This is a genomic window from Pseudoalteromonas sp. SWN166 (assembly GCF_015864485.1).
Taxonomy (GTDB): domain Bacteria; phylum Pseudomonadota; class Gammaproteobacteria; order Enterobacterales; family Alteromonadaceae; genus Pseudoalteromonas.
Genome location: NZ_JADYXB010000008.1, coordinates 19,545 through 41,976 on the forward strand (window position 1 = coordinate 19,545; position 22,432 = coordinate 41,976).

The 22,432-nt window shown below is 40.2% G+C and carries 21 protein-coding genes; 6 read left to right on the forward strand and 15 right to left on the reverse strand.

Going from position 1 to position 22,432, the window contains the following annotated elements; all coding sequences use genetic code 11:
- Positions 1–102: 102 nt before the first annotated feature.
- The 6 genes from I6F49_RS06650 to I6F49_RS06675 all read right to left on the reverse strand — a co-directional run bounded on the left by I6F49_RS06650 (position 103) and on the right by I6F49_RS06675 (position 4,623).
- On the reverse strand, positions 103–444 hold the full coding sequence (locus I6F49_RS06650; RefSeq protein WP_007378464.1) for a YajD family HNH nuclease: 342 nt from the start codon (positions 442–444) through the stop codon (positions 103–105).
- A 37-nt stretch (positions 445–481) separates the two neighbouring features.
- Positions 482–1,414: a hypothetical protein gene (locus I6F49_RS06655; RefSeq protein ID WP_197179344.1), complete on the reverse strand. Its 933-nt coding sequence runs from the start codon at positions 1,412–1,414 to the stop codon at positions 482–484.
- An 85-nt stretch (positions 1,415–1,499) separates the two neighbouring features.
- Positions 1,500–2,114: an acyl carrier protein phosphodiesterase gene (locus I6F49_RS06660; protein ID WP_197179346.1), complete on the reverse strand. Its 615-nt coding sequence runs from the start codon at positions 2,112–2,114 to the stop codon at positions 1,500–1,502.
- Positions 2,115–2,268: 154 nt separating this feature from the next.
- A complete protein-coding gene (locus I6F49_RS06665) occupies positions 2,269–2,763 on the reverse strand; it encodes a hypothetical protein (RefSeq protein WP_197179347.1) in 495 nt (164 codons plus the stop codon).
- Positions 2,764–3,017: 254 nt separating this feature from the next.
- On the reverse strand, positions 3,018–4,328 hold the full coding sequence (locus tag I6F49_RS06670) for a type II toxin-antitoxin system HipA family toxin (RefSeq protein ID WP_197179356.1): 1,311 nt from the start codon (positions 4,326–4,328) through the stop codon (positions 3,018–3,020).
- Positions 4,318–4,623, reverse strand: a complete 306-nt coding sequence (locus I6F49_RS06675; protein ID WP_166377973.1) for a helix-turn-helix domain-containing protein — start codon at positions 4,621–4,623, stop codon at positions 4,318–4,320. The genes I6F49_RS06670 and I6F49_RS06675 overlap by 11 nt, the downstream gene beginning before the upstream one ends.
- A gap of 459 nt (positions 4,624–5,082) precedes the next feature.
- Here I6F49_RS06675 and I6F49_RS06680 point away from each other — a divergent pair, with 459 nt between their 5' ends.
- From I6F49_RS06680 to I6F49_RS06695, 4 genes are all read left to right on the forward strand, one after another.
- Positions 5,083–5,466, forward strand: a complete 384-nt coding sequence (locus tag I6F49_RS06680) for a hypothetical protein (protein WP_197179358.1) — start codon at positions 5,083–5,085, stop codon at positions 5,464–5,466.
- A 153-nt stretch (positions 5,467–5,619) separates the two neighbouring features.
- Positions 5,620–5,865, forward strand: a complete 246-nt coding sequence (locus I6F49_RS06685) for a DUF4235 domain-containing protein (RefSeq protein ID WP_024593336.1) — start codon at positions 5,620–5,622, stop codon at positions 5,863–5,865.
- A gap of 404 nt (positions 5,866–6,269) precedes the next feature.
- The gene (locus I6F49_RS06690; RefSeq protein ID WP_197118629.1) at positions 6,270–6,578 is read left to right on the forward strand and encodes a hypothetical protein; all 309 of its coding nucleotides are present in this window, start codon (positions 6,270–6,272) and stop codon (positions 6,576–6,578) included.
- A 306-nt stretch (positions 6,579–6,884) separates the two neighbouring features.
- Complete coding sequence (locus I6F49_RS06695) at positions 6,885–8,033, forward strand: hypothetical protein (protein WP_197179360.1); 1,149 nt, start codon at positions 6,885–6,887, stop codon at positions 8,031–8,033.
- Between the two features lie 239 nt (positions 8,034–8,272).
- Here I6F49_RS06695 and I6F49_RS06700 read toward each other — a convergent pair whose 3' ends face one another.
- The 9 genes from I6F49_RS06700 to I6F49_RS06740 all read right to left on the reverse strand — a co-directional run bounded on the left by I6F49_RS06700 (position 8,273) and on the right by I6F49_RS06740 (position 19,062).
- Positions 8,273–8,842 carry a hypothetical protein gene (locus I6F49_RS06700; protein ID WP_197179362.1) on the reverse strand — a complete coding sequence of 190 codons (570 nt, stop codon included), beginning with the start codon at positions 8,840–8,842 and terminating at the stop codon, positions 8,273–8,275.
- The gene (locus I6F49_RS06705) at positions 8,832–9,335 is read right to left on the reverse strand and encodes a Mov34/MPN/PAD-1 family protein (RefSeq protein ID WP_197179370.1); all 504 of its coding nucleotides are present in this window, start codon (positions 9,333–9,335) and stop codon (positions 8,832–8,834) included. Before I6F49_RS06705 ends, I6F49_RS06700 begins: the two co-directional genes overlap by 11 nt.
- Positions 9,307–11,097: a ThiF family adenylyltransferase gene (locus I6F49_RS06710; protein WP_197179372.1), complete on the reverse strand. Its 1,791-nt coding sequence runs from the start codon at positions 11,095–11,097 to the stop codon at positions 9,307–9,309. Before I6F49_RS06710 ends, I6F49_RS06705 begins: the two co-directional genes overlap by 29 nt.
- Positions 11,090–12,295, reverse strand: a complete 1,206-nt coding sequence (locus I6F49_RS06715) for a metallohydrolase (protein ID WP_197179374.1) — start codon at positions 12,293–12,295, stop codon at positions 11,090–11,092. The genes I6F49_RS06710 and I6F49_RS06715 overlap by 8 nt, the downstream gene beginning before the upstream one ends.
- 843 nt (positions 12,296–13,138) lie before the next feature.
- Entirely contained in the window at positions 13,139–13,423 is a 285-nt protein-coding gene (locus I6F49_RS06720; RefSeq protein ID WP_007579952.1) for an addiction module antidote protein, read from the reverse strand.
- Positions 13,424–13,749: 326 nt separating this feature from the next.
- Positions 13,750–16,641: an aminomethyl-transferring glycine dehydrogenase gene (gcvP, locus tag I6F49_RS06725; protein ID WP_197179375.1), complete on the reverse strand. Its 2,892-nt coding sequence runs from the start codon at positions 16,639–16,641 to the stop codon at positions 13,750–13,752.
- A gap of 161 nt (positions 16,642–16,802) precedes the next feature.
- Entirely contained in the window at positions 16,803–17,192 is a 390-nt protein-coding gene (gene gcvH / locus I6F49_RS06730) for a glycine cleavage system protein GcvH (protein WP_165727660.1), read from the reverse strand.
- A gap of 73 nt (positions 17,193–17,265) precedes the next feature.
- Positions 17,266–18,348 (reverse strand): glycine cleavage system aminomethyltransferase GcvT, encoded by a 1,083-nt coding sequence (gene gcvT / locus I6F49_RS06735; RefSeq protein WP_166419329.1) that lies wholly within the window; start codon positions 18,346–18,348, stop codon positions 17,266–17,268.
- A gap of 114 nt (positions 18,349–18,462) precedes the next feature.
- Positions 18,463–19,062, reverse strand: a complete 600-nt coding sequence (locus tag I6F49_RS06740; RefSeq protein ID WP_002958026.1) for a hypothetical protein — start codon at positions 19,060–19,062, stop codon at positions 18,463–18,465.
- Positions 19,063–19,188: 126 nt separating this feature from the next.
- Here I6F49_RS06740 and I6F49_RS06745 point away from each other — a divergent pair, with 126 nt between their 5' ends.
- Together I6F49_RS06745 and I6F49_RS06750 are read left to right on the forward strand one after the other, a co-directional pair.
- Positions 19,189–20,040 carry a LysR family transcriptional regulator gene (locus I6F49_RS06745; RefSeq protein WP_024607170.1) on the forward strand — a complete coding sequence of 284 codons (852 nt, stop codon included), beginning with the start codon at positions 19,189–19,191 and terminating at the stop codon, positions 20,038–20,040.
- Between the two features lie 188 nt (positions 20,041–20,228).
- Complete coding sequence (locus I6F49_RS06750) at positions 20,229–22,385, forward strand: TonB-dependent receptor family protein (protein WP_197179377.1); 2,157 nt, start codon at positions 20,229–20,231, stop codon at positions 22,383–22,385.
- Positions 22,386–22,432: the final 47 nt, after the last annotated feature.

Here is a 22,432-nt window from a genome sequence, read left to right on the forward strand (position 1 = left end):
ATTTAAAGTTAATTTTGAGGTTGCTTTGGTTTATAACCGTTCACCCTCAAAATGCCATTTAAATTAATAAAAATTAGGTTTAGGCTCTTAATTTAACTAATATTACTTTGATTTATTAAGCATTGCTTTTAAATCGGCAAATGGGGAATGCGTTGCAGCCTCTACTTTGCGCTCTGTAGTCGACCCGCCATACATAATATGTTCGTGATATTTATTGTGCTCATTATCGTGGCAATAAATACACAATAACTCCCAGTTACTGCCATCCTCAGGGTTATTACTGTGGTTATGATCAACATGGTGCACCGTTAATTCACGTAAATTAGAGTACTCAAACTCACGAGCACAACGCCCACACACCCAAGGGTACAGTCTTAAGGCTTTTATTCGGTAACCTTCCTCTTGCTTAACATAAGCCTGAGGTACATCGTTATTCTTACTCATAATATTCCAGTTAAATTTGTTATTTCGGTGCTCAATACTAAAAAAACTTAATGACTGACAAGTCACCAAAAGAAGTATCTATATGCCGGCCTGTTTGTTCCCACGCGCGTAGTACGACCATAAGTTTTTTATTGTCGGAAGTCCAAGAAATTCCACCACCGTATGCCTCAACTTTTTCGGCGCCCGAATCTTTTAATCCCAGCCCAGGGTCTATGTTTTGAATATGCCCTTTACCTACTTTGTACTCAGCAAATACATGAACATTATGTGGTAACGAAAATGATAAAAGCGAGCCAATACTCGCCCCATACGAATTAGAAATTAGCTTAGTGACCTGTGGTGCAGACGAATTTAAAAAGTCAGCCTGAAACACTATATTATCTTTATCCTCAAGAGATACATGCTTGAAAGACCACGCGCCAACAACACTTAATGCCACGTCAAATTTGCTGCTTAGCTTTGGTCTATTAAGAAAAAAATGCTCAAACAAAGACTCTTTATTATTGAAGGTATAAAAGTTGTGTTGCCCAGATAGCTCAAACTTAGTTGAACGTGTATTTTGCGAGAAAATTTTATCCGTTTGATTGCCGCTTAAATTGCTAGCCGTGCTTTGCAGCCCTTCAAGGGTTTGGTAGTTAAAAGTGATTTTAGAGTTTTTAAATTTTCTGTATGAAAGCAGTACATCTTGTGTTTTTGTTTCAACATTATCTTCAAAAATATCGGCTGAATAGCCAATTTCAATGTCGTTAATATCAAAAAACACACCCACACGTTGGTTGTTTATGGGCGCTAACGAAAACAGTGTTTTTTGATTACCAGCCAAGTCATCGTATATTAACGCATGGCTAGTATTTGGGTTTGAAATAGTGGTTCGTACTGATTTTAGGTCAAAGTCAAAAGCCAATACTACGCCAGATTGTAATGCCGATAAAATGGCAAAGCTCACAATAACCAAGTAATTGCGATTCATTAAAAACACTCAAAAATTAATTTGTATTAGAGTAGCGCTTTTTTTACATTAAATAATCACAAAAAGTTAACAATTAATGAAGACATTAAATAAAGCGCTTTATGTCATTTTTTGGGGTGCTTTCAAGGTCAAACTCACTTACATGATTAATTAGCTCTGGGAAGAACTCTAAAAAAGTAGCCTCTAATTCGTCGTAGTTACGCGTTATATCGTCAGCAGCGCCCGCAAAAGTGTTAGCAAAGCGAATGCGCTTGGCAATGTTATCCAGTGCTAACCCTATTCCCTCAACGGTTTCGTACTCTTTAAACCAATCATTTTTAGTCATGCTTGTTACAACATGTTGCATTCGTTGTGGCATAACAGGTATGCGGTTATTCAAAAGCTGATAACTGGTGTACTTAAAATCACTCAAAGATTGCTTGCTAAATCGTTGCCAATGCACAATTAAAAAATGATCAAACACCACATCTATAGCCACAGCAGCAAAGCGTTTACGCTCGGGTGAAAAATACTGTTTAGCATGTTTAACTGCGCGGTGAGAGTCGGTAAATTTATCGACTAAATAGTGGTTATCGAGCCCGTTTATAACCGTATTTGGTAAGTGTTCTACATGCCTTTTACCACCAAAGTCGCCCAACAAGTTCCCAAAGTGAGAATCGGCTGTAGGCTGTGCTAAATAAAGGTGAGCTAAATAATTCAAAGTGTTCTCGGGCTTAGTATTAATACAGTTAAAATAATAACTTAATTGTAAGCGCTACTTAAAGTTAGATTTTATGCCTAATCAAAAAAATAGCATAAAAAAGGTGAAACTAAGTTTCACCTTTCATATTAATTTTGAAACTAATTAGCTAGCATTACGCTGTAGATACGTTACTTGCGCCTGCATTGTTAAGTATTTCTTCAATAGCGTTTTTATTATCACTATCGTACTTAACACCAACTAATATAGAGCCTTTTTCAATGGCATCTTCATAATACTTAATTTCGTGCTCAGGGATAAACGCACCAACCGCAGCACCTAAAGTACCACCTACTGCAGCGCCTGCGCCACCAGCGGCAAATGCAGCGACTAATGGACCGGCAACTAATAAGCCCGTACCACCTGTTGCTACAGTCCCTACGGCAGTGAAACCGCCAATAATTGCAGCAAGAATACCACCCGAAGCCGCGCCAATAAGGCCGCCTTCGGCAGCTTTAGTACCTTCGTCTACAGCAAAATCTTCCTTTGCGTATGAGTCGTTGGCTACAATACTAATATCAGCTTCATTAATACCTAAAGCTTCTAATCTATAAATTGCGAGTGTTGCTTGTGATGCACTTTCGAATAACCCAGTAATAACGGTACTCATAATAACTCCTTTATTTATTTAAGAAAATACACTTACTACTAAGCAAAACTCAAACCAAAAAAATTATTAAATTAAATCAATAAGATAAAACAAAACCCCTGTACTAGCACTCTTATTATTAGAGTAAAAACTGCTAAATTTTGTAAAAAACTCCTATCTACATAAACAAAATCCCTTGCGAAATAAAGGGAGATTTTTATCACCTTCTTGTTAATGGTTATTACCGTGTTTACCAAAAAAATTAAAAATAATAGTTAAGGGTAGCTCAACTCTAACGTACGACAACGCTCGCGAATGCGTTTAACAATAGCTTCATATATATGCTCAGGCATCTGCGTACGAAAGCCATCTTCGATTACCTTAAGCACTTTACTTTTAAGTACTTGTATCTGCTTTTCAACCATTAATTTAGGTAAGCCTATATTTACACCAAGCTGAACGAAATCTTCTTTAGTATAAAATCCAAATATATTATAAGCATCACTAAAGTCACCTTCGTCACCCTCCTCTATAGCAAGTACCCCAAAAGACATAAAACATGCTCTGTCAAATGTAGAGTAAGGTGCTAAGCTCAGCATATCGTACATGGGTGCAACTAAGTCCATAATGCGATTTCTTTTATGAAGTTTTCTTTGCATAGAAAAGTTTTTTAAATGCAAATCGTTGTTACCGACAATGTGACTGAATACAACTTGTAGAAACAATTTGAGCGTGACGGCTTTACTGTTACCTGCACAACGAGATAACTTCAATAGTACGTTCTCGTAACTCAATGCATCACTATCTTTGTTTTTCGGATGAACTTGACATAGCGACGCCCCATCTTCAATAAAATAACGCTGCTGTTCATCAATAATATCAAAGCGTTTAGTTATATACGCAAGCTCTCCAGACTCAAAAGGAATAAGTCCGCAATCGGCAACATCAAAGCCAACTTTTTTAGCTAATTGCATAATAAAAAACTCGTTTTCTGGTAGATGAGGAGCAACTTCTGGCGCTGGTTTAACAATATATTGTCCTCCAGATCCAGTAGGAATGAGCTGCTTACCTTCTAACTTCATGAGTAGCTTACGCTGCACACCCGATATAGACTGTCCATTAGCATGATCAACAGCGTATTCGTTAAAGTCATCAGGGGAGCCAATAATAGTCACCCCTTGTTGTTCCAGCGTTTTAGAGTCAGGGATAGGAACGCCAACCGGTTGACGGCCTGTTAAAGTAGCTACTTTGCCTGCAACAACGGAAATAGCTCCTATTAACTCGTTACCATTAGCGCACAATAAACCAAATTCATCATTTTTATCTAGCCTTGATTTTTCTACATGATGTTTACGCAGCCAGCCTTCAGATAATAAGTTTGTAAAAAATGGAGGCAAAATATCAAAACTAAATGGTTCACTTTTTAGTGGAAAGTGATGCCCTATTGGATCGCCACTAATTAGGTAGTTTCTATCGTAAATAAAAATATATTCTTCTTTACCCGATAGGCTCTGATCTCTATATTCAATCAGATCTCCTGCCCTAATACTGTTTGCAAAAACTGTCGCCCTACGATTAATTTCCATTACATCTTGCTACCAGTAACTGATAGTCTCCTAATACGCTAAGAATAGATTCAATAGTTGATCGCTTGGCCGACTTTGGACTGTTATATGCTTTATAAAGCGTCGCTTTACTAATAGTGGCAAGCTCACAAAAAGTATCTATAGTGATGCCATTCTCTTTGCAATATTGATGTACGCGCTGCTTTAACTCAGATAAAGGAAAGGTTTCACTATCGCTCGATTGTAAGGACTCTATCCGCTCTATTTCTTTTAAGAGTGTTAAAACCTGTTGTTTCAAATTATATAAGTTGCTCATTATACTCAGCTCTTAAATCATAAGTTCGCTAAAGCGAACTAAAATAACAATAAGTATATTATAATACACTAGAGTAAATAAAAAACCAAAAAAGTACACTGTAGTAAACTTAAATGAGAAAAAGTATGCAAATGTAAAGTCAGCTATTAAAACCTCAATTAAAGTATACAATAGCAAACTTAATCAAAAAAAGTATGCCAAAGCAAACTAACATTAAAAATAAGGCTAAAAATTAAAAACACCAACAGAGCATTATTTTTCATGTGCTTTAAAGGTTAAAACAAAGACGCTTGCCCTCTTCAACCCCCTACCCAGTTACAATTGTGTTTTATTAATTCAGTAAAGAGTCAGTCTAATTTTGTTATCACTACGGCTCATTTTTCGGTGCGCATGAATCGTAAAAAACTGTGCTAAATTTCCTTTTTATATTGCCCTGCTATTAGCAGATATAGGCCACCCATGGATTACGAAAACTACTTTTTAAGTCAATCACAGCAAGCTGCACTGCAACAAGCGATGGTCAATACCAAGCTTTTAAACAGCACTTCAATAAATTCTGACAACATGCCAACACCTGAGCAGCAGGCTTATAGTATTATTGCTGTCGCGCTTTATCGCTTTAATTTACAAAAAATAAAATGGTCATCATTTTTAAAAACAGCAATAAACACAGCTAGCAACGCCTGCCAATGGTTATCCATAGAGCTTGCAAGATGCCAACAAGAATACAAAGCCCAACCTAATGACGCTTTAATCATTGAGCAAAATGCTCTTTTGAACGGTATTTTTAGCGAAGAACTCGCCTACATTGGCGACTTACTAGGTACTGAAGCACAACCTTAATATTATTGCTAAGCATAAGTAAAATAACCTTTTAGTTAATACATGTGCTTATTACCCAAACGTCTATCGGTACGTAACTTGCTGTTATTAATATTCTTACTTAAAGAGTTACACATAAATAACGCTGCCGTTATTTATAAAAAGGAGAACATTATGAGTAATAAACAGTTAATTACGACGATAGGTATAGGGCTCGCCGCTGCATCTGCAGGTATGTTAACAAGGAAAACTTTACAAAAATCGTGGGAAAAGGTTACCAACGAACCAGCCCCAAAAGATAGACCAAGCGAAGAAACAGATCTTAAAGAGGCCGTTACATGGGCGGTAGTTTCGGGCATTGGTGCGGGCGCTGCAAGAATGGCCGTACGTTATGTACTAGACAAACGCCGATCTAAATAAACCGTCCCTATTGATACCTCTTATAAGTATTAAGCGTAATACGGTGAGGCTTTAAAGACGGCTTGCGACAGCTAACTTGAAAAACTCCGTTAGTTGTCGCAAGCAACTTAGCAAAACCCTAGTTAAGGTTATTTAACTATTGAGTTGAAAAAACACATTAATATTAATGTCCAAATTAAGGTTCTGTAATAAAATTTGAAATGTCGGATGGCACGGCTGCGCCGCTTATCCGACCTACGCAAGTTGTAAAAGCCAAAGGCGCCCTGCAACATGCGCTCCTAAATTTTAAACTGATACACTCTATTAAGCATTAACTCCCTTTCAAAGTTGTTGCCTGCCTACAAGCTTGCGTATAATGCCCGTATTCCGGCTGCATTTTTTAGCCGCTAACTTGGATTTTAATAATGAAAAAACTCTCTGCAGTGCAAATAAAGCAGCAAGCACTTGTACTTAATACTGCTGAAAAATTAGAAGAACAAGGCCGCGCTGAGCTCCCAGGCATGCTGCAATGCTGGTTTGATGTTCAATATCACTTATTTCCAAGTACACTACTGCTGTGCTTTCAGTTTGAAAACGAGCAAGCCTTAGCAGCCGCAGAGCCTGATTTATTAAAATGGCAAAAGCGTTTAAGCGGCGCAATGCTTAAAAAAGGCGTTATTTTAAAAGATATGCGTAAACATTTAAAATTTACGCTCAAAGGGCCTGATGATTAATTAGGAAGGTTTAAAACTATATTTTGGCTTACGCTCGTGTTGCCGCAAGCGCATTAAACCATAATGAAAAGCCGTTGCATTGCTGCAACGGCTTTTTACTTTTTATTAAAACTTAAAGTAGAACTCATAAAGATCAATTTAGACTCTGGGATTTTTATTAGCCGATAATGCTAATTGGCCTGTTAAACAATACCAATACTCTGCAAAAGCAAATATCAGTCGATTCAACGTTAATTGGTTGCTCTAAGTTAGCAATAGTAGGATAGTAAATTACATATAAAACAATAGCCTTATATTAGGAATATTATGATCAAAGTATTATTAGCGACCAGCTTAATTGCCTCTTCATTCGCTGCTTTAAGTAATCCTTTAACTGTTGAAGAACAGCGTATCAACAAAGCACAATCAGCAATGCCAAATGTTTTAAATGCATTTACCCCACAAGTATCAAGTTTTGAGCAACAATTTAAAGAATTAAACAACTTTAAAAGTGCAAAAACATTAGTACAAAGCTTTAGCTTTGAACTGTGGGAAAACGCCAAACAACGCATTATAAAAACTAATAATTACGACGACCGTGAGCTTTACTGGGCACGCCTGCTTTCAAGCAAAGTAATACGCACAACATCGCCTAAATTTTCAATTACGCAGGCTCAACTAAATACTTTACTAACCATACTTGAGGAAGGCAGCAGAGGACGTACCGATCTTGCTTTTTCATCAGGCAGCACTAAAAAAATATTACTTACAGGCTTTGACCCTTTTTTACTCGATAAAAACATAAACCAAAGTAACCCCTCTGGTGTTGCAGCGTTATTACTCGACGGCCAAGTTATTAATTACAACGGCATCAACGCAGAAATTAACACCGTTATGGTGCCTGTACGCTACGAAGACTTTGATCAAGGCATAATAGAATCACTACTTGCCCCCTACTACGCACTTAATAATGTAGACATGGTAGTAACCGTAAGTATGGGCAGAACAGAATTTGATTTAGAGCACTTCCCGGGTAAACGTCGCAGTGTAACCGCACCCGATAATGCCAATATTGTATATGGCGGCACGCAAACAAGCCCAGTAATACCAAAACTTAATGGCCGACCACTCCCGGGCAACGAGTTTGTAAAATTTAGCTTGCCTGTAAATTACATGCAAAATGCCAAAGGCCCTTATAAAGTTATCGACAATCACGAAGTCACTACGCTTGAAAAAACCTATAAAGCGGGTTCGTACGGCGAGCTTAAAAATAGTATTGCGGTAAATGGCGGCGGCGGTGGTTACTTGTCTAACGAAATATCGTACCGAAGTATTCGCCTACGCGATGCGCTTAATTCAAGTATACCTACAGGGCATATTCATACCCCACGTATACAACAATTCGAACCTGAAACAGAAGCTAAAATAGTAAAACAAATAAAGGCAATGCTAGAGCAAAGCTTAGCAGCGCTATAGTTTATAAAAACAAATTTAAGCGCATAAAAAAGGGCAATAATATTGCCCTTTATTTTCTCACGCAATTTCCCACGGTTAATAACATGGTAAATGCATTCTTAAACTCTGCTTGCCGTGATCTAGGCATAATAATTAAATTAATTAGCAATAAACGAAAAGCTAGGTACTTGATGTGTAGTCAAAATTTGGCGCCTTTGGCCTTCTAGTGAAAAATGAGAAGCACGCTGAAGCAGCCCACCCTAAACATTGTCGTTCGTACTTTGTGTTTGCCGGCTTTCTTTAACTTTTACCGAGCTGGATACCTGCCCTTCAAATTTCTTTAAAAAGCCATCAACATTCAGACCTGCAAAAAATGATAGTGCATATAGCAACGTCTCTGGGTGCTCAACTGAAGTTGAACCAACAGCAACAAGGCCCGCAGAGATAAGCAGATAGGTGACATAACCCATAAGCCCGGATGCGAAAGGCCGAAATAAATACCAAACTATCCAGACTTCGTCCCACTGTTTTTTTACACTGTAGTTCAGGTAAACCGCACGCAAGCAATAGAGGACACCACCACTAACGGCGACCAATACACACCCGATGATTTGCTTTATAGATACAATCCAAGGAGGGACAGTGTTAGTGACAATCATGCACCAGAACGTTATAGATGCACATAGCAGTAAAAGAAGGTACATACCTACAGCAATAGCACCGAACAAGTCCCTTCCTTTATAGATTTTAGGTTGAACTGGCTGCTTTTGTTCTGTCTCAATCTGCTTTTTCTCAACGACCAGTTGCTTCTGTTGAATTTTACTTTGCATTAAATCGATATTCCTTGTTACCGTCAGTTAGAGCGACATAGCTTTGTAAAATTCCTGCCGTTCCAAGTATAACCATGATGAAGTAATTAAGCTGATGCTTAGAATCTAGGAAGGTACTTCGAATCGCTTGCGTATCTTCATTAGAGGGGTTTGGGTTGCTGCAAGGATGTGTATGCCAATCACCTAAGTAGTGCAGCCCGTTTTTAAAATTTTTCTGTATAGTCCTATTTGCTTCAGACTTATTCCATGAAAAACCGAAACGAGATCTCTTGTCAGCTCGGCTGGGGGAAGATACTGATAAAACCGTCACCACATTTGAACTGATTTCTCCAAACAAAAAACCACCGGCCTCATCTTTGTTACCAGTTTGCTTAAAGTGATGTAACTGATTGATAGAATTTCTCGAAAAACACACTGATAACCCACCTAAGGATAGCGAAGTAAATTCAATCGGTGCAGCCTGACTAGAACACTCTAAGGATTTTAGAGCCATCTCCGATCTCTCCATATTTTTTTACCCAATCCTGATTCCATTGTCCATCTACTGATTGCAGAAGCTTTTGACTCCCTACCCACACATGATAACTACTATCACTAACGCCCTCACAGGCGAGCTCTGTGACAACCTCAACTATCATGCTATGACCGAAGCTAAGTTCTACAGCGCCGTATGGCTGAAATATGCCCCCACAAAAATGTGTTTTCTTAATGGTTCGGCGCTCAAATTTGGCACAACTATTTAATAGACTACCCGTATTATCAAATAAAGAGCCATAGCTAAAGCTACCAGCCTTATTTACATAACAATGAGTAGCTACAGCGTGTGCTTCTGTAAAACAGAAAACAACGCTGCAAGATAGGCTATTGTTATTTATTATTTCTTCTATAGCCTTATCTGATGCCCAATCCGCTGTTGCGCTAATGACCAAATCACACTTTGTTGTCAATACTTCTATAGCTTCATTGTCTAAGAACCAATCAAGATTCCCAGTATGTAATATTTCTACCCATGGATAGTTACTCTGTATATAGCTTTTGCAAGCTTCGGCCTTATTTGTACCTACGTAATTTATACCAAGAAGGTGTCTACCGACATTAGCAGCTTCAAGTGACTCCCCGTCGCACAATACGAACCTACTGAACCCTGCTTTAATGAGCAGGGGAAGCAGACTCGCCCCTACTGAGCCTAGTCCGATAATGCCGATGGTAGTTCCGCTGATTGTTGATAGAAAGGGGTTGGAGTCTCGACCTAGAACCCATGATGGGTCTCTACGTTCTACCTTCATTCCTCTAATACCTGCTTGTGAACACCTAATTTTGAGGTCTCGTAAAGGTATACGATCATCCCTGAAGCCGTTGCCAATTTTTACTGGCGGCAGGTTGTGTTGCCCAGCATTACCTCTTGTGCGGATTCCACTGACGCACCTCATCGCAGTTATAATTGCTCCATTAGTGGTATTTGTCTGTACTAGGAATGCTGGACTTGTGAGGTTAGACCTTAAAATATATGAGATTGAAGTTATTGCATCATTTTTGACAGTACTCTGTGTTTCCAGTATTTCTAAAATTTCGCCAAGTGTCGTTGGGTATTCCGATGGTTTCCAGGCGTCAGACAGATTAATAAGGAGTGTGGTAGATAAAATTTTCTGGCTCGGCTTCAAGCCAATGTTAGTAAGCCAGCTAATGAGTTCACCTTTGGTATCAGCAAATATAACACCATTGGTACTAGTATAAGCTACATGGATACGTCGAGATGTAAGGTTTTTAACGTTACATAAACTAGTAGCTTTTTTTTCTTTTGCTGGGGCAGTAAAAGAGCGCTCCCAGTAGCTAAGCATCCCAGCACTGAAATCCTCATCTAGTCCTCCTGAAACTGTTTTTTCTACCAGCGAGTAACTGTCGTTAATTAAGTGCTCGACATAGGTAATGACTTGAGGATCAAACATAACATCTTCGCCCCATATACAAAGCCTGCCCTGTTTTTCAACGTGAGGGTGCTTTAACACTTCTAACATGGGAAGAGTAAAGATGTGGGGGACTTTGAAGGGGAAAGAAGGTTTGGCCGCCACAATCAGTTCAATTGCCTTACCGTTTTCAGGGTGTTTGATATCGGTTAGGATACGCCAACTGGCAGTATACGAGCTAGGGGAAATTCCAATGCCCTGCATTTCACCTTCAGTTAACCGCTTAGCTAGATACCTGTCAGAAAGAAACTTACCTAAATCTTTAATCGAAGCTGAGCGATCATCAAGCATACGTTCTTTTTCCGTCCTTCTTAACCGCCTCAGGGTTAGAAACCTTCGAAAAGCCATTTATTTGAGCTTTTGTTGCTTTGCTAGGCTTGCCTTCAGTAAAAGTGATTATCAGTGAATTCGGATTACCGTCAGCATCTTTACCTTGTTCCGCCACGGCTAAAAACTTGCCACCATTGTTGTTCTTGAGGATTTTTTCGTACTCACCTCTTGCCAATTGAGATGGTGGGGTTACTTCACCAAAATCTTGACTGCTGCACAAGATTAATGCATTTTTGTTTGCAAAACTTAAAGCAGTATGAGCAGATTCATTCAGTTTCGGATCGTCGCATTTAGACTCACTGTCATTAGAGAGTGAACGCCAGGAACAGTGATGAGGAGCGAGAAGAACGTCATAGGCAAGTTCTTCAAGCTGAGTAGTAGCCTTAAGTTTGTCGTGAAGCACTTCCCAACACTTAACTTCTGCATCACCACTAATGATAACAGGGTGCGTATAGGGCAAATTGTAGCAGTGCTCTTCGTCGTAAATAGTGTTATCCAAATCAAAGCGGATAATTGCGCTAGAATTATTCTTTGTAAGCTCTTCTTCATTTTCAGCCACATCCTGTTTATCGGCAGGTGCAAGCAAAAATGTATTGAGTGAATTGTCGCCTATACCGGACATATCAGTAAATGATGTGTATAGGTCGGCAACAATCGGTTTAATATCATCAGTTTTTCCATCTTCATCAGACGAAAGGATAATGATGCGGTTTCCTACATCATTAATAGACCCAGTCTCTCGATAGAGTTCAACTCGACGCTTTGCTTCTTTATTGAATATTTTAGCATCAGAGCAAAGGGAGTTATTGCCGTTCGCTCCTTTTACTGACGCACGACGGAATACACGAGGTGATGACCAGATTTCGTTGATAATAATTTTTTTAGATTTATCGCTCCAGTCATCCGGATTACCAGTATGGAACATGGTGTCGAATCCAGTTATGTGATCCGCATCAGGGTGGGTAAGAACAAACACATCCACATAAAGGCGACCTTCTTTGTCAGTGTTCAAACGATCTCTTAGGCGCTCTTCTAAGTAGTCGTAGTCAGAGCCAGATTTTCGATAGCAATCAATCAAGATTTTTTTGTTATTTTTGGTGGTAATTAGAGTCATGTCCCCGTTGCCAACGGGGAAAACTTCCATTGATGGTGCTTCCATAAGTTCGTCCATAAAGTAGATGAATAGAGATTGAATGAATGACGATTTATATCAGATCGTTAGTCAAAATGAAATATAACTCTTAATAGGTACTGATTTTGTTAATGTATTTTATTGAATTACAAGCTTATGAATAAAAGAATCCCCAACGTTTATTTAGTTGTAAAATTAGGAAAGGTATTAGCAGGCGGATAAAATATTGAGCTAATGAACCTGTTTATAAGATTTAAAGCGGAATTGATCCCAGTGGTTGAAGATGAAAACTTTAAAGATGATAAAGATAGCGTTGCTGTAATGCTAGTTTAGCGGAAAATGAATGTGAGGTTAAATTCAAAATTGTGGCCAAATCTTATTGACCACTACACGTACAGAGGGTCAGGTCTTGCTTCTTGCTAAGACCAAACGCCAAACTCACGTTTGACACCCTTCCCCGTCATCACGCCCTGAAAATAAGCAATTGATGAGTAATGTCGCGCACGGATGCGCGATAAGGCGAAACTAGGCCATGGATGGCCTATCTTCGCCGTTTACGTTCACATCAATTGTGGTTTGAAGGATTAAGCGTGATGCTCGGGTGACGCTGAGAGTGTCCAGAGAGGGACCAGCGGCAGCCCCTCTTTGGCTGCCGTCGCCAGCGCGACAAAACCTTGAATAAGGTTTTTTAATGTAGGTCGCGGATTTATCCCGACAATATATGTAAGTTAGCAAATTTGAAAACAACATATTTACACGCAATAATACAGAATTTCAAATAAGCTCTGCAAGTTAAATTCACTGTTTCGCCCTAAAGGACGACCTACAATTTAAATCAACCTCGTAGGATTTCATTTCACTCTACCCAGCTTACGCTACTTGTGTTGTAAGGCGAAAGTTAAGTGCTTTCATCACTTTAAAAATAGTTTCCCAACGTGGTTTGGTTTTACCGTTAACTGCTTTATATAAGCTTTCACGGTTTAATCCCGTTGCTTTAGCAATATCACTCACGCCATGCTTTTTAACTAATAAGCCAAGTGCTTCAATAAAGGTATTTGGATCATCATCAGCTAAACACTCTTCTAAAAATGTATTAATTTCTTGCTGTGTTTCCATATAGTCAAACGGGTTAAAATCTGATGTTTGTAGCGCCATAATAATTACTCTAATTTATTCAACTTGCTGAACAAATGTAGCCTAAAAGCTACAAGCGTACAATGTTATTTATAACTTTTGGGCTGCCGCCCGTGCGTCAGCAAGCTGTACGCCTACAATAAATAGCACATACTATTGGCTTTTGAGCGAGTATGTATATTTGTGATTCGTTGGGTTTCGTTTCACTCTTCCCAACCTACGCCCATATAATTTATGGCTTATCACCACACACAAAAAAGCCGTTGCATTGCTGCAACGGCTTTTTTAATTTTTATAAATTCCCAAACTATAATGGGACTTACTTACCATGGAATTTTTTCAAAAAATTAATCGCGGTATGTCTCAACCGGTGGGCATGAACATACTAAGTTACGGTCGCCGTATACGTCATCAATACGTGTAACGGTTGGCCAAAACTTGTTTTTAGCCACTGCAGGCACTGGGAATGCAGCATAAAAACGGTCGTATGCACGGTCCCATTCGTTACCTAACACGTCGCCTTGTGTATGCGGTGCAAACACTAGCGGGTTGTTTTCTATTGACCATTCGCCAGAAATTACTTTTTCAATTTCGCCTTTAATTGACACCATTGCTTCGATAAAGCGGTCAATCTCACCTTTTGATTCAGACTCAGTTGGCTCAATCATTAATGTGCCAGCTACTGGGAACGACATAGTTGGTGAATGGAAGCCGTAATCTTGCAAACGCTTAGCTACGTCCATTTCAGTAATGCCTGATAGCTCTTTAAGCGGGCGCAGGTCAACAATACATTCGTGAGCAACACGGTTGTTACGACCACGGTATAAAATTGGGAAGTGCTTGCTTAGCTCATGCGTTAAGTAGTTAGCATTAACGATTGCCATTTCAGTGGCTTGTTTTAAGCCCTCGCTCCCCATCATGGTAATGTAAGCCCATGAAATAGGTAAAATAGCGGCTGAGCCGTAAGGCGCTGCCGATACTGCACCGTTACCGATGCTAGTACCTGGCACGTTAATTACGCTGTGGTTTGGCATAAATGGCGCAAGGTGCGATTTAACACCAATTGGGCCAACACCTGGACCACCGCCACCGTGTGGAATACAAAACGTTTTATGCAAGTTTAAGTGCGATACGTCTGAGCCAATAAAGCCTGGGCTTGTTACGCCAACTTGTGCGTTCATGTTTGCGCCGTCCATGTAAACTTGGCCGCCGTGCTCATGAATAATGTCACAAATTTCGCGAATTGTTTCTTCGTATACGCCGTGCGTAGACGGGTATGTGATCATAATGCACGATAAGTTTTCAGACACTTCTTCAGCTTTCGCTTTTAAATCTGCCATGTCTACGTTACCGTTTTTGTCGCAGTTAACCACGACAATTTTCATGCTCGCCATTTGCGCTGATGCAGGGTTAGTACCGTGCGCAGAGCTTGGGATCAAACATACATTACGGTGTGCATCGCCGCGTGACTCGTGGTATTTACGAATCGCGATTAAGCCTGCGTATTCACCTTGCGCACCAGAGTTTGGCTGAAGTGATACAGCATCGTAACCAGTAATGTTTACAAGCCAGTCGTGTAGCTCGCCAATCATTATTTGGTAACCTTCTGCTTGATCTAGCGGGCAGAATGGGTGAAGGTTTGCAAACTCAGGCCATGTAATTGGGATCATCTCAGCAGTCGCGTTTAGTTTCATGGTACATGAGCCTAACGAGATCATTGAGTGATTAAGCGATAAGTCTTTGCTTTCTAGTCGCTTAATGTAGCGAAGCATGTCTGTTTCGCTGTGATAGCTGTTAAAGTTTGGATGCGTTAGTACTTCGTCGTCACGTACTAAACTTGCAGGGATTGACTCGCTGCCATTTGTTTCAACGTCGGCTGCAATAGCGTCAACACTTAGGCCATGGCCTTCGCCTAAAATAATATCGAATAACTCAGCTACATCGGCACGTGTTGTTGTTTCTGATACCGAAATTGAGTACTCGCCGTCGTGGTTTGTTGCAAAGTTAACGCCGTGTGCAATTGCACACGCTGTTACGTCTGCTTTGCTGTCGCTTACTACTGTTAACGTATCAAACCAAGTGCTGTGCTTAAGTGCTATGCCTTTAGCTTTTAGGCCACTTGCTAAAATATCAGCAAAGCGATGTATACGCTGCGCGATAGTTTTTAAGCCTTGTGGGCCGTGGTACACCGCGTAAAACGCTGCCATATTGGCAAGTAATACTTGCGCTGTACAAATGTTTGAGTTGGCTTTGTCGCGGCGAATGTGTTGTTCGCGCGTTTGCATTGCCATACGTAGTGCGTCGTTACCTAAACGGTCTTTAGATACACCAATAATACGCCCTGGTAATGAACGTTTGTATGCGTCACGTGTTGCAAAAAATGCAGCGTGTGGACCGCCGTAACCCATAGGTACGCCAAAACGTTGAGCCGAACCAAGTACTACGTCTGCGCCTAGCTTACCCGGTGCTTTTAATAGTAATAAACTCATTATGTCGGCAGCAACACAGGCAATGGCCTTTTTGCTTTGTACGCCAGCAATTAGGTCAGTTATGTCTACCACTTCGCCTGATGTAGTTGGGTATTGGAACAATGCGCCAAAAATGTCGTGGTTAACGGCATCTTCTGCTTTACCTACAATTATTTCAAAACCAAACTGCTCTGCACGCGTTGTTACTACGTCGATTGTTTGTGTGTGTACGTCGTCGGCGATAAAAAAGGCATTGGCTTTTTTAGCTTTTGATACGCGTTTTGCAAGGCCCATAGCCTCTGCAGCCGCTGTTGATTCGTCAAGTAGTGATGCACTTGCTAAATCAAGACCAGTTAAATCTAGGGTCATAGTTTGGAAGTTTAATAATGATTCTAAACGCCCTTGTGCAATCTCTGGCTGATACGGTGTGTACGCTGTATACCAACCTGGATTTTCTAGTACGTTACGTAAAATTACGTGCGGTACGTTAGTTGGGTGGTAGCCTTGGCCAATGTACGATTTGAAAACTTTATTTTTGCTGGCTACTGATTTTAGGTAGCTTAGTGTTTCAACTTCAGTACGGCTTTCGCCAACTGTTAGCGGTTGTTCTAGACGAATGCTTGCAGGTACAGTTTGGTCAATGAGCTCTTGCACACTCGATACTTCTAAAGCACTTAGCATATCGCTTACTTGTGCTGGGCTTGGCCCAATATGGCGGCGAATAAAATCTTGCTTTTGCTCTAGTTCTTCAAGAGATTTGGCGTTTGACATGAATCCAGATTCCTATGATCCTAAATGCTAATGGGTAACTAGCATTAATTAAAATATTTGACGATTTAACAGTTCACTCAGTATGGGGTTGTGCGCTGTAAAATCATAAAAGCCCCATTTTTATACATTAAACGGGGCTTTTAGTTATCTACAAAAAATTATTATTCTTCGTCGATAGTGTGCGAGTAACCTTCAGCGTCTAATAAGTTGTCTAGCTCAGACTCGTCAGATGCTTTAATACGGAATAACCAACCGTCGCCGTAAGCGTCACTATTTACCGTTTCTGGTGAATCTTCAAGCTCTTCGTTAATAGCAACAATTTCGCCACTGATAGGTGCGTAAATGTCTGATGCTGCTTTAACCGACTCTGCTACTGCACAGTCTTCGCCAGCGTCTACTTCGTCGCCAACTTCTGGTAATTCAACAAATACCATGTCGCCAAGAAGCTCTTGTGCATGCTCAGAAATACCAACAGTAAATGTACCGTCACCTTCACTGCGAACCCACTCGTGTGAAGGTGCGTATTTTAACTCGCTAGGAATGTTGCTCATTTTATTTGTCCTTTGGTTTATATTGGGTGGATACCAATCACAATGATTATTGTGATTGGTATAACCAAATTATTTAAATTATTGATTTACCGTTACGTACAAAGCTAGGCTTTACTACTTTAACGTTTACTAATTTTTTACGCATTTCTACTTGAGCTGTATCGCCTGTTGAACGTGGTACACGTGCAAGGGCTACACTAAAACCAAGTGTTGGTGAAAAAGTACCTGATGTAATAATACCTATCCCACCGTCAACAATTACTTTAGAACCGCTACGCAAAACGCCTTTTTCTTCAAACACTAAGCCAACTAGTTTGTCAGTGCTTTTTTCTGCGCGTTGCTTAACAAGTACGTCACGACCAATAAAGTCGCGATCTTCTGGTTCCCATGCAATGGTCCATGCCATGTTAGCAGCAAGTGGTGATACACTTTCGTCCATATCTAGGCCGTAAAGGTTCATACCTGCTTCTAAACGTAGCGTGTCGCGTGCACCTAAACCAGCTGGCGCTACACCTGCATCTAGCAGTTGTTGCCATAAATCGGCTGCTTGGTCGTTCGGTACTACTATTTCGTAACCGTCTTCGCCAGTATAACCCGTTGTGGCAATAAATAAATCACCTACTTGAACGCCAAAAAACGGCTTCATACCTTCAACGGCTGCTTGTTGCTCAGCATTTAAAAGTGTGGCTGTTTTTGCTTTAGCGTTAGGGCCTTGTACTGCAATCATTGCAAACTCTGGGCGCTCTGTAACTGTTACGTCAAAGTCGCTCGATACGTTAGCTAAATGTGCTAGGTCTTTTTCGCGCGTTGCTGAGTTAACAACCAGGCGGTAAAAAGTTTCGCTAAAGAAATAAATAATTAAGTCGTCTATTACACCGCCTTGCTCGTTAAGCATGCCTGTGTAAAGCGCTTTACCTGGTACGGTTAATTTTGCAACGTCGTTAGCTACTAGCTTACGTAAAAATGCTTGTGCTTGAGGCCCTTCAATATCAACAATAGTCATGTGTGATACATCAAACATGCCTGCGTCGGTGCGAACGGCATTGTGTTCTTCTATTTGTGAGCCGTAGTTGATTGGCATTTCCCAGCCATGAAAATCAACCATTTTTGCGCCCGCTTCTAGGTGCTTAGCATGTAGTACAGTTTTAGAAGTCATAACATTCCTTCACGTTTAAATTAACCCTGTTTAGGGCGTGGCTTAAATTAGTTTTTACTTAACCGTAACTAAAAACAGGTAAACATTGTTATGTTCACCTGTTGTTTGTATTCGTTATGCGGCTTCACTATGCATAAGTGCAAAACCTTGCGCTTGCATGTAGCTTTGCCATTTTTGTAATTCTTGTTGTTTAGCTACTAATACAAAGTGTTGTTCGTCGTTTTTATCAATGGCGGTAATAAATACATCACCACTTTGCGCACCGTAGCATAGTTGCGCGTCAGAAAGGCGCAAACCTGGTGTTAATTTAAAAGCATTTACTAGAGTATCAAACGCGTTGTCGCCACTTAAAATAAAGCTTGCTAGGTCGGTGCGTACTACATAATCAATATCAAAACGTAGCTGTTGCTCGTTTATAAGTGCTTGTAGTTGAAGGCTTGCGTTGTGTGGCAGTACAAATCTAAAGGCGGTTTCGCTAAAGTAATAAACAGCAAAGCTGTAGTCAGAATTATAGTCGCCATCAAGCGTGCCTTTTAAGCCTAAACCGCTGGCGGTAAGCTTCGTTAAATCAAGGCCTAAAATAGTGCTTAAAAATACACTGGTTTCGGTGCCGCTAAAATCCATTACAACGTGATTGTTGTTAGTTTGCAAAGCGTTAGTAACCGCACTACTTGCGTTGCTGTGGCGGGCAAACATTATTGGGTTAAAAGTCATAACAAACACCTGTGTATTTTCGATTACAAAAGTATATTGCCCACGCCTACCAACAACAAATTGTAATTTTTTATCAATTGATAAATAATACTTATATATATAGCCATATAAATTGTAATTTTAAATATGAAAAACATATCAACCGACGGTTTACGTACTTTTGTGATGGTAGTTGAAATAGGTGGCTTTGCTAAAGCAGGCGATTTACTTGGCTTGTCGCAACCTGCTGTCAGTTTGCAAATAAAGCGCTTAGAAGACGTGCTTGGCTATAAACTATTTAAAAAACAAGGACAGCGCCAAGTATTAAACCAGTACGGCGAGCTATTATTGCCTATGGCAAAACAAATGATGCAACACAACGATGCTATTTTGCAGCAGTTCACATCAGAAAACATCGCAGGTAAAGTGCGCTTGGGTATTCCGAGCGAATTTGCAGCGCGTATTTTACCTTCTATTATTGGCGACTTTGTGGCGCTCTACCCTGAGGTGTCGTTAGAAGTTAAGTCGCGTTTAAGTAAACATTTACTTTCGGCTTCTCGCCAAGATCAGTTCGATTTAGTACTTGCGCTAAATGAGCGACTTAACTCTGATAAGTTTCCTATTTTTATGCAAGACGAACTGGTGTGGGTGGGCGACCTGTCACTTGCGCAAAACGACGTGGTTACGCTAGTTACCGCACCAGAGGGGTGTATTTATCGTCGTCGTGCAATTGATGCATTAAAAAATGCAGGCATAAAATACCGAATTGTATATAGCAACGCCGATTTAACCGGCCTTATTGCTGCATTAAAAGAAGGCTTAGGTATTACGGTACTTGCTAAAAGCACAGTACCTAGCGAGCTTAATTATCAAGTTCAAACCAAACATTTACCCACTCTTGGCAATATTGGTATTAGTTTAATTAAAAGTTCGGGTGAATCTGACCATGCAGTAGATAAACTCGCGGAGTTTATAGCGCTACGCTTAGGTTATAGCTAATCAAAACTTTATAACTAGTTTATAAGTTATGAAGCAATACAAAAGTAACGATTTAGTTAACAAAGTTGCATAAGTAGGTATTTTTAGTTCTATTAAACTGAATAATTAAATACTTAATAACATTGATTCGTATTCGTTAACGTGTTCAAATTACGCCAATTAAGATAATTGACATGATTAGGAACACAATGAACCCTAAGTTTTTAGTATCTACCTTGGCAACTGCGGTTGCTTTGTCTTTTAGTGCTACTGCAATAGCAAAAGACACCAGCGATAAAGAACAACGCTTTGAGCAAATTACCGTTATTGGCTCTCAGCAGGCAATTAACGATATTCCTGGTTCGGCTACGTTTATTTCTGATGAAGAACTTCAAAAATTCAAATTTACTGATATTTCTCGCGTTTTAGCGTCTGTTCCGGGCGTTTACGTGCAAGAAGAAGACGGCTACGGCCTTCGCCCTAATATTGGTATGCGCGGCACAGGTACTGGCCGTAACGATAAAATATCAGTAATGGAAGACGGTGTATTAGTTGCACCAGCACCATACTCAGCACCTTCTGCTTACTACTTCCCTACTACGGGTCGTATGGAGTCTATTGAAGTATTAAAAGGCGCGGCATCAGTTAAGTATGGCCCGCGTACTACGGGTGGTGTTTTAAACTTACTTTCGCGCAGCTTACCTACTGAGTCAAATAGCTCAAAAGGTATGGTAGATGCAGCCCTTGGTGGTGATGGTTACTACAAAGGTCACGCTTACTTTGGTAAAGAAAAAAACAACACAGCAGGCTTAATTGAAGTATTTACTTACGGCGCAGACGGCTTTAAAGAACTGCCAGTAGGTAATGACAACACCGGCTTTGAAAAAACAGATTTACTATTAAAGTTTGGTCATACGTTTGGTCAAAACGATGCGCATAATTTAGAGCTAAAAATTAAGTACTCTGACGAAACATCAGACGAAACATACATGGGCTTAACTGACGAAGACTATCAAGAAAGTCCTTACCGTCGTTATGCTGCATCGCAAAACGATGAAATGAACACCCGCCACAACGCATACCAACTTAACTACGCGTACCGTTTTGGTGATGGCTATGAGTTTTTAGCTACGGCTTACTTAAACGATTTTCATCGTAACTGGTATAAAGCCAGTAAAGTAAGCGAAAGCTACCTTGAGCAATACAGTGAATTTGAAGCAAACCCGACAAGCGAAGGTATTGAAGGTATTGGTATTAAAGCTAATAACCGCGATTATCAAGCTAAAGGTATTCAGTCTGAATTACATATTCCTGCAGGCGATCACTATGTAACTGTTGGCGTACGTTACCACGAAGACGAAATGGATCGTTTTCAATGGGAAGACAAATACACACTCAATCAAGACCTAAGCTTAACGCTTACAGAGCAAGGCGTTCCGGGCTCTGACAGCAACCGTGTAGATAGCGCAGAAGCAAGTACCTTGTTTATCCAAGACGAGTGGACAATTGATGCATTAGTAGTAAGTGCAGGTCTTCGTTATGAAGACATTACTATTACGCGTGAAGAGTGGTCTAAATCAGATCCAACGCGCAGCAACGGTTTAACTAAAGATGTGTCGAACGACACTGAAATTTTAGTTCCGTCACTAGGTGCTACTTACACACTTAACGAAAACGTAACGCTACTTGCGGGCATTCAAAAAGGGTATGCACCAGCAGCACCTGGTAATGCTGACCAAGAAGAAGAAGAAAGTGTAAATATTGAGTTTGGCTCTCGCTTTAATATGGATGGCTTTAGCGGTGAAGTAATTGGCTTTTACTCTGACTACAGCAACATGCACGGTAACTGTACTGCAGCGGTTGGCTGTAGCGACGACAACATTGGCGACCAATACAACTACGGTGAAGTAGAAGTAGCGGGCTTTGAATTTAGTGCAGGCCGTACTTTTGCAACTGATACAGCTATGTTCCCAGTTAAATTAACATACACCTACACAGACTCTGAGTTTAAAAACGATTTTGATTCAGAAATTTGGGGCACGGTAGAAAAAGGCGATGCAATGCCTTACGTACCAGAAAACCAAGTAGCGTTATCGTTAGGTGCTGAGTTTTCTGCGTTTGTAGTTAACAGCCAAATACGTTACGTATCTGATGCGCACGCTAACTTAACGCAGTCGGGCTTAAACGCAATTGATAGCCGCGTAGTATGGGATTTAGCTGCTAAATACTTAATCGATGAAAATCAAAAAGTATACCTAAGCGTTGATAACTTGTTTGATAAAACATACGTTGCTAACCGTTCAAACGGTGGCATTCAACCAGGTAAGCCGCGTACTGTACAGATGGGCTACACTTACTCATTCTAAATTGAAAGCTGGTTAAACGGTTCACTAACAGCGTTAATAATTTTTTA

Coding starts and splice junctions, on each gene's coding strand:
- I6F49_RS06650 (WP_007378464.1), bottom strand. CDS start 444: ATGAGTAAGAATAACGATGTACCTCAGGCTTATGTTAAGCAAGAGGAA.
- I6F49_RS06655 (WP_197179344.1), bottom strand. CDS start 1,414: ATGAATCGCAATTACTTGGTTATTGTGAGCTTTGCCATTTTATCGGCA.
- I6F49_RS06665 (WP_197179347.1), bottom strand. CDS start 2,763: ATGAGTACCGTTATTACTGGGTTATTCGAAAGTGCATCACAAGCAACA.
- I6F49_RS06670 (WP_197179356.1), bottom strand. CDS start 4,328: ATGGAAATTAATCGTAGGGCGACAGTTTTTGCAAACAGTATTAGGGCA.
- I6F49_RS06675 (WP_166377973.1), bottom strand. CDS start 4,623: ATGAGCAACTTATATAATTTGAAACAACAGGTTTTAACACTCTTAAAA.
- I6F49_RS06680 (WP_197179358.1), top strand. CDS start 5,083: ATGGATTACGAAAACTACTTTTTAAGTCAATCACAGCAAGCTGCACTG.
- I6F49_RS06685 (WP_024593336.1), top strand. CDS start 5,620: ATGAGTAATAAACAGTTAATTACGACGATAGGTATAGGGCTCGCCGCT.
- I6F49_RS06690 (WP_197118629.1), top strand. CDS start 6,270: ATGAAAAAACTCTCTGCAGTGCAAATAAAGCAGCAAGCACTTGTACTT.
- I6F49_RS06695 (WP_197179360.1), top strand. CDS start 6,885: ATGATCAAAGTATTATTAGCGACCAGCTTAATTGCCTCTTCATTCGCT.
- I6F49_RS06700 (WP_197179362.1), bottom strand. CDS start 8,842: ATGCAAAGTAAAATTCAACAGAAGCAACTGGTCGTTGAGAAAAAGCAG.
- I6F49_RS06705 (WP_197179370.1), bottom strand. CDS start 9,335: ATGGCTCTAAAATCCTTAGAGTGTTCTAGTCAGGCTGCACCGATTGAA.
- I6F49_RS06710 (WP_197179372.1), bottom strand. CDS start 11,097: ATGCTTGATGATCGCTCAGCTTCGATTAAAGATTTAGGTAAGTTTCTT.
- I6F49_RS06715 (WP_197179374.1), bottom strand. CDS start 12,295: ATGGAAGCACCATCAATGGAAGTTTTCCCCGTTGGCAACGGGGACATG.
- I6F49_RS06720 (WP_007579952.1), bottom strand. CDS start 13,423: ATGGCGCTACAAACATCAGATTTTAACCCGTTTGACTATATGGAAACA.
- gcvP (WP_197179375.1), bottom strand. CDS start 16,641: ATGTCAAACGCCAAATCTCTTGAAGAACTAGAGCAAAAGCAAGATTTT.
- gcvH (WP_165727660.1), bottom strand. CDS start 17,192: ATGAGCAACATTCCTAGCGAGTTAAAATACGCACCTTCACACGAGTGG.
- gcvT (WP_166419329.1), bottom strand. CDS start 18,348: ATGACTTCTAAAACTGTACTACATGCTAAGCACCTAGAAGCGGGCGCA.
- I6F49_RS06740 (WP_002958026.1), bottom strand. CDS start 19,062: ATGACTTTTAACCCAATAATGTTTGCCCGCCACAGCAACGCAAGTAGT.
- I6F49_RS06745 (WP_024607170.1), top strand. CDS start 19,189: ATGAAAAACATATCAACCGACGGTTTACGTACTTTTGTGATGGTAGTT.
- I6F49_RS06750 (WP_197179377.1), top strand. CDS start 20,229: ATGAACCCTAAGTTTTTAGTATCTACCTTGGCAACTGCGGTTGCTTTG.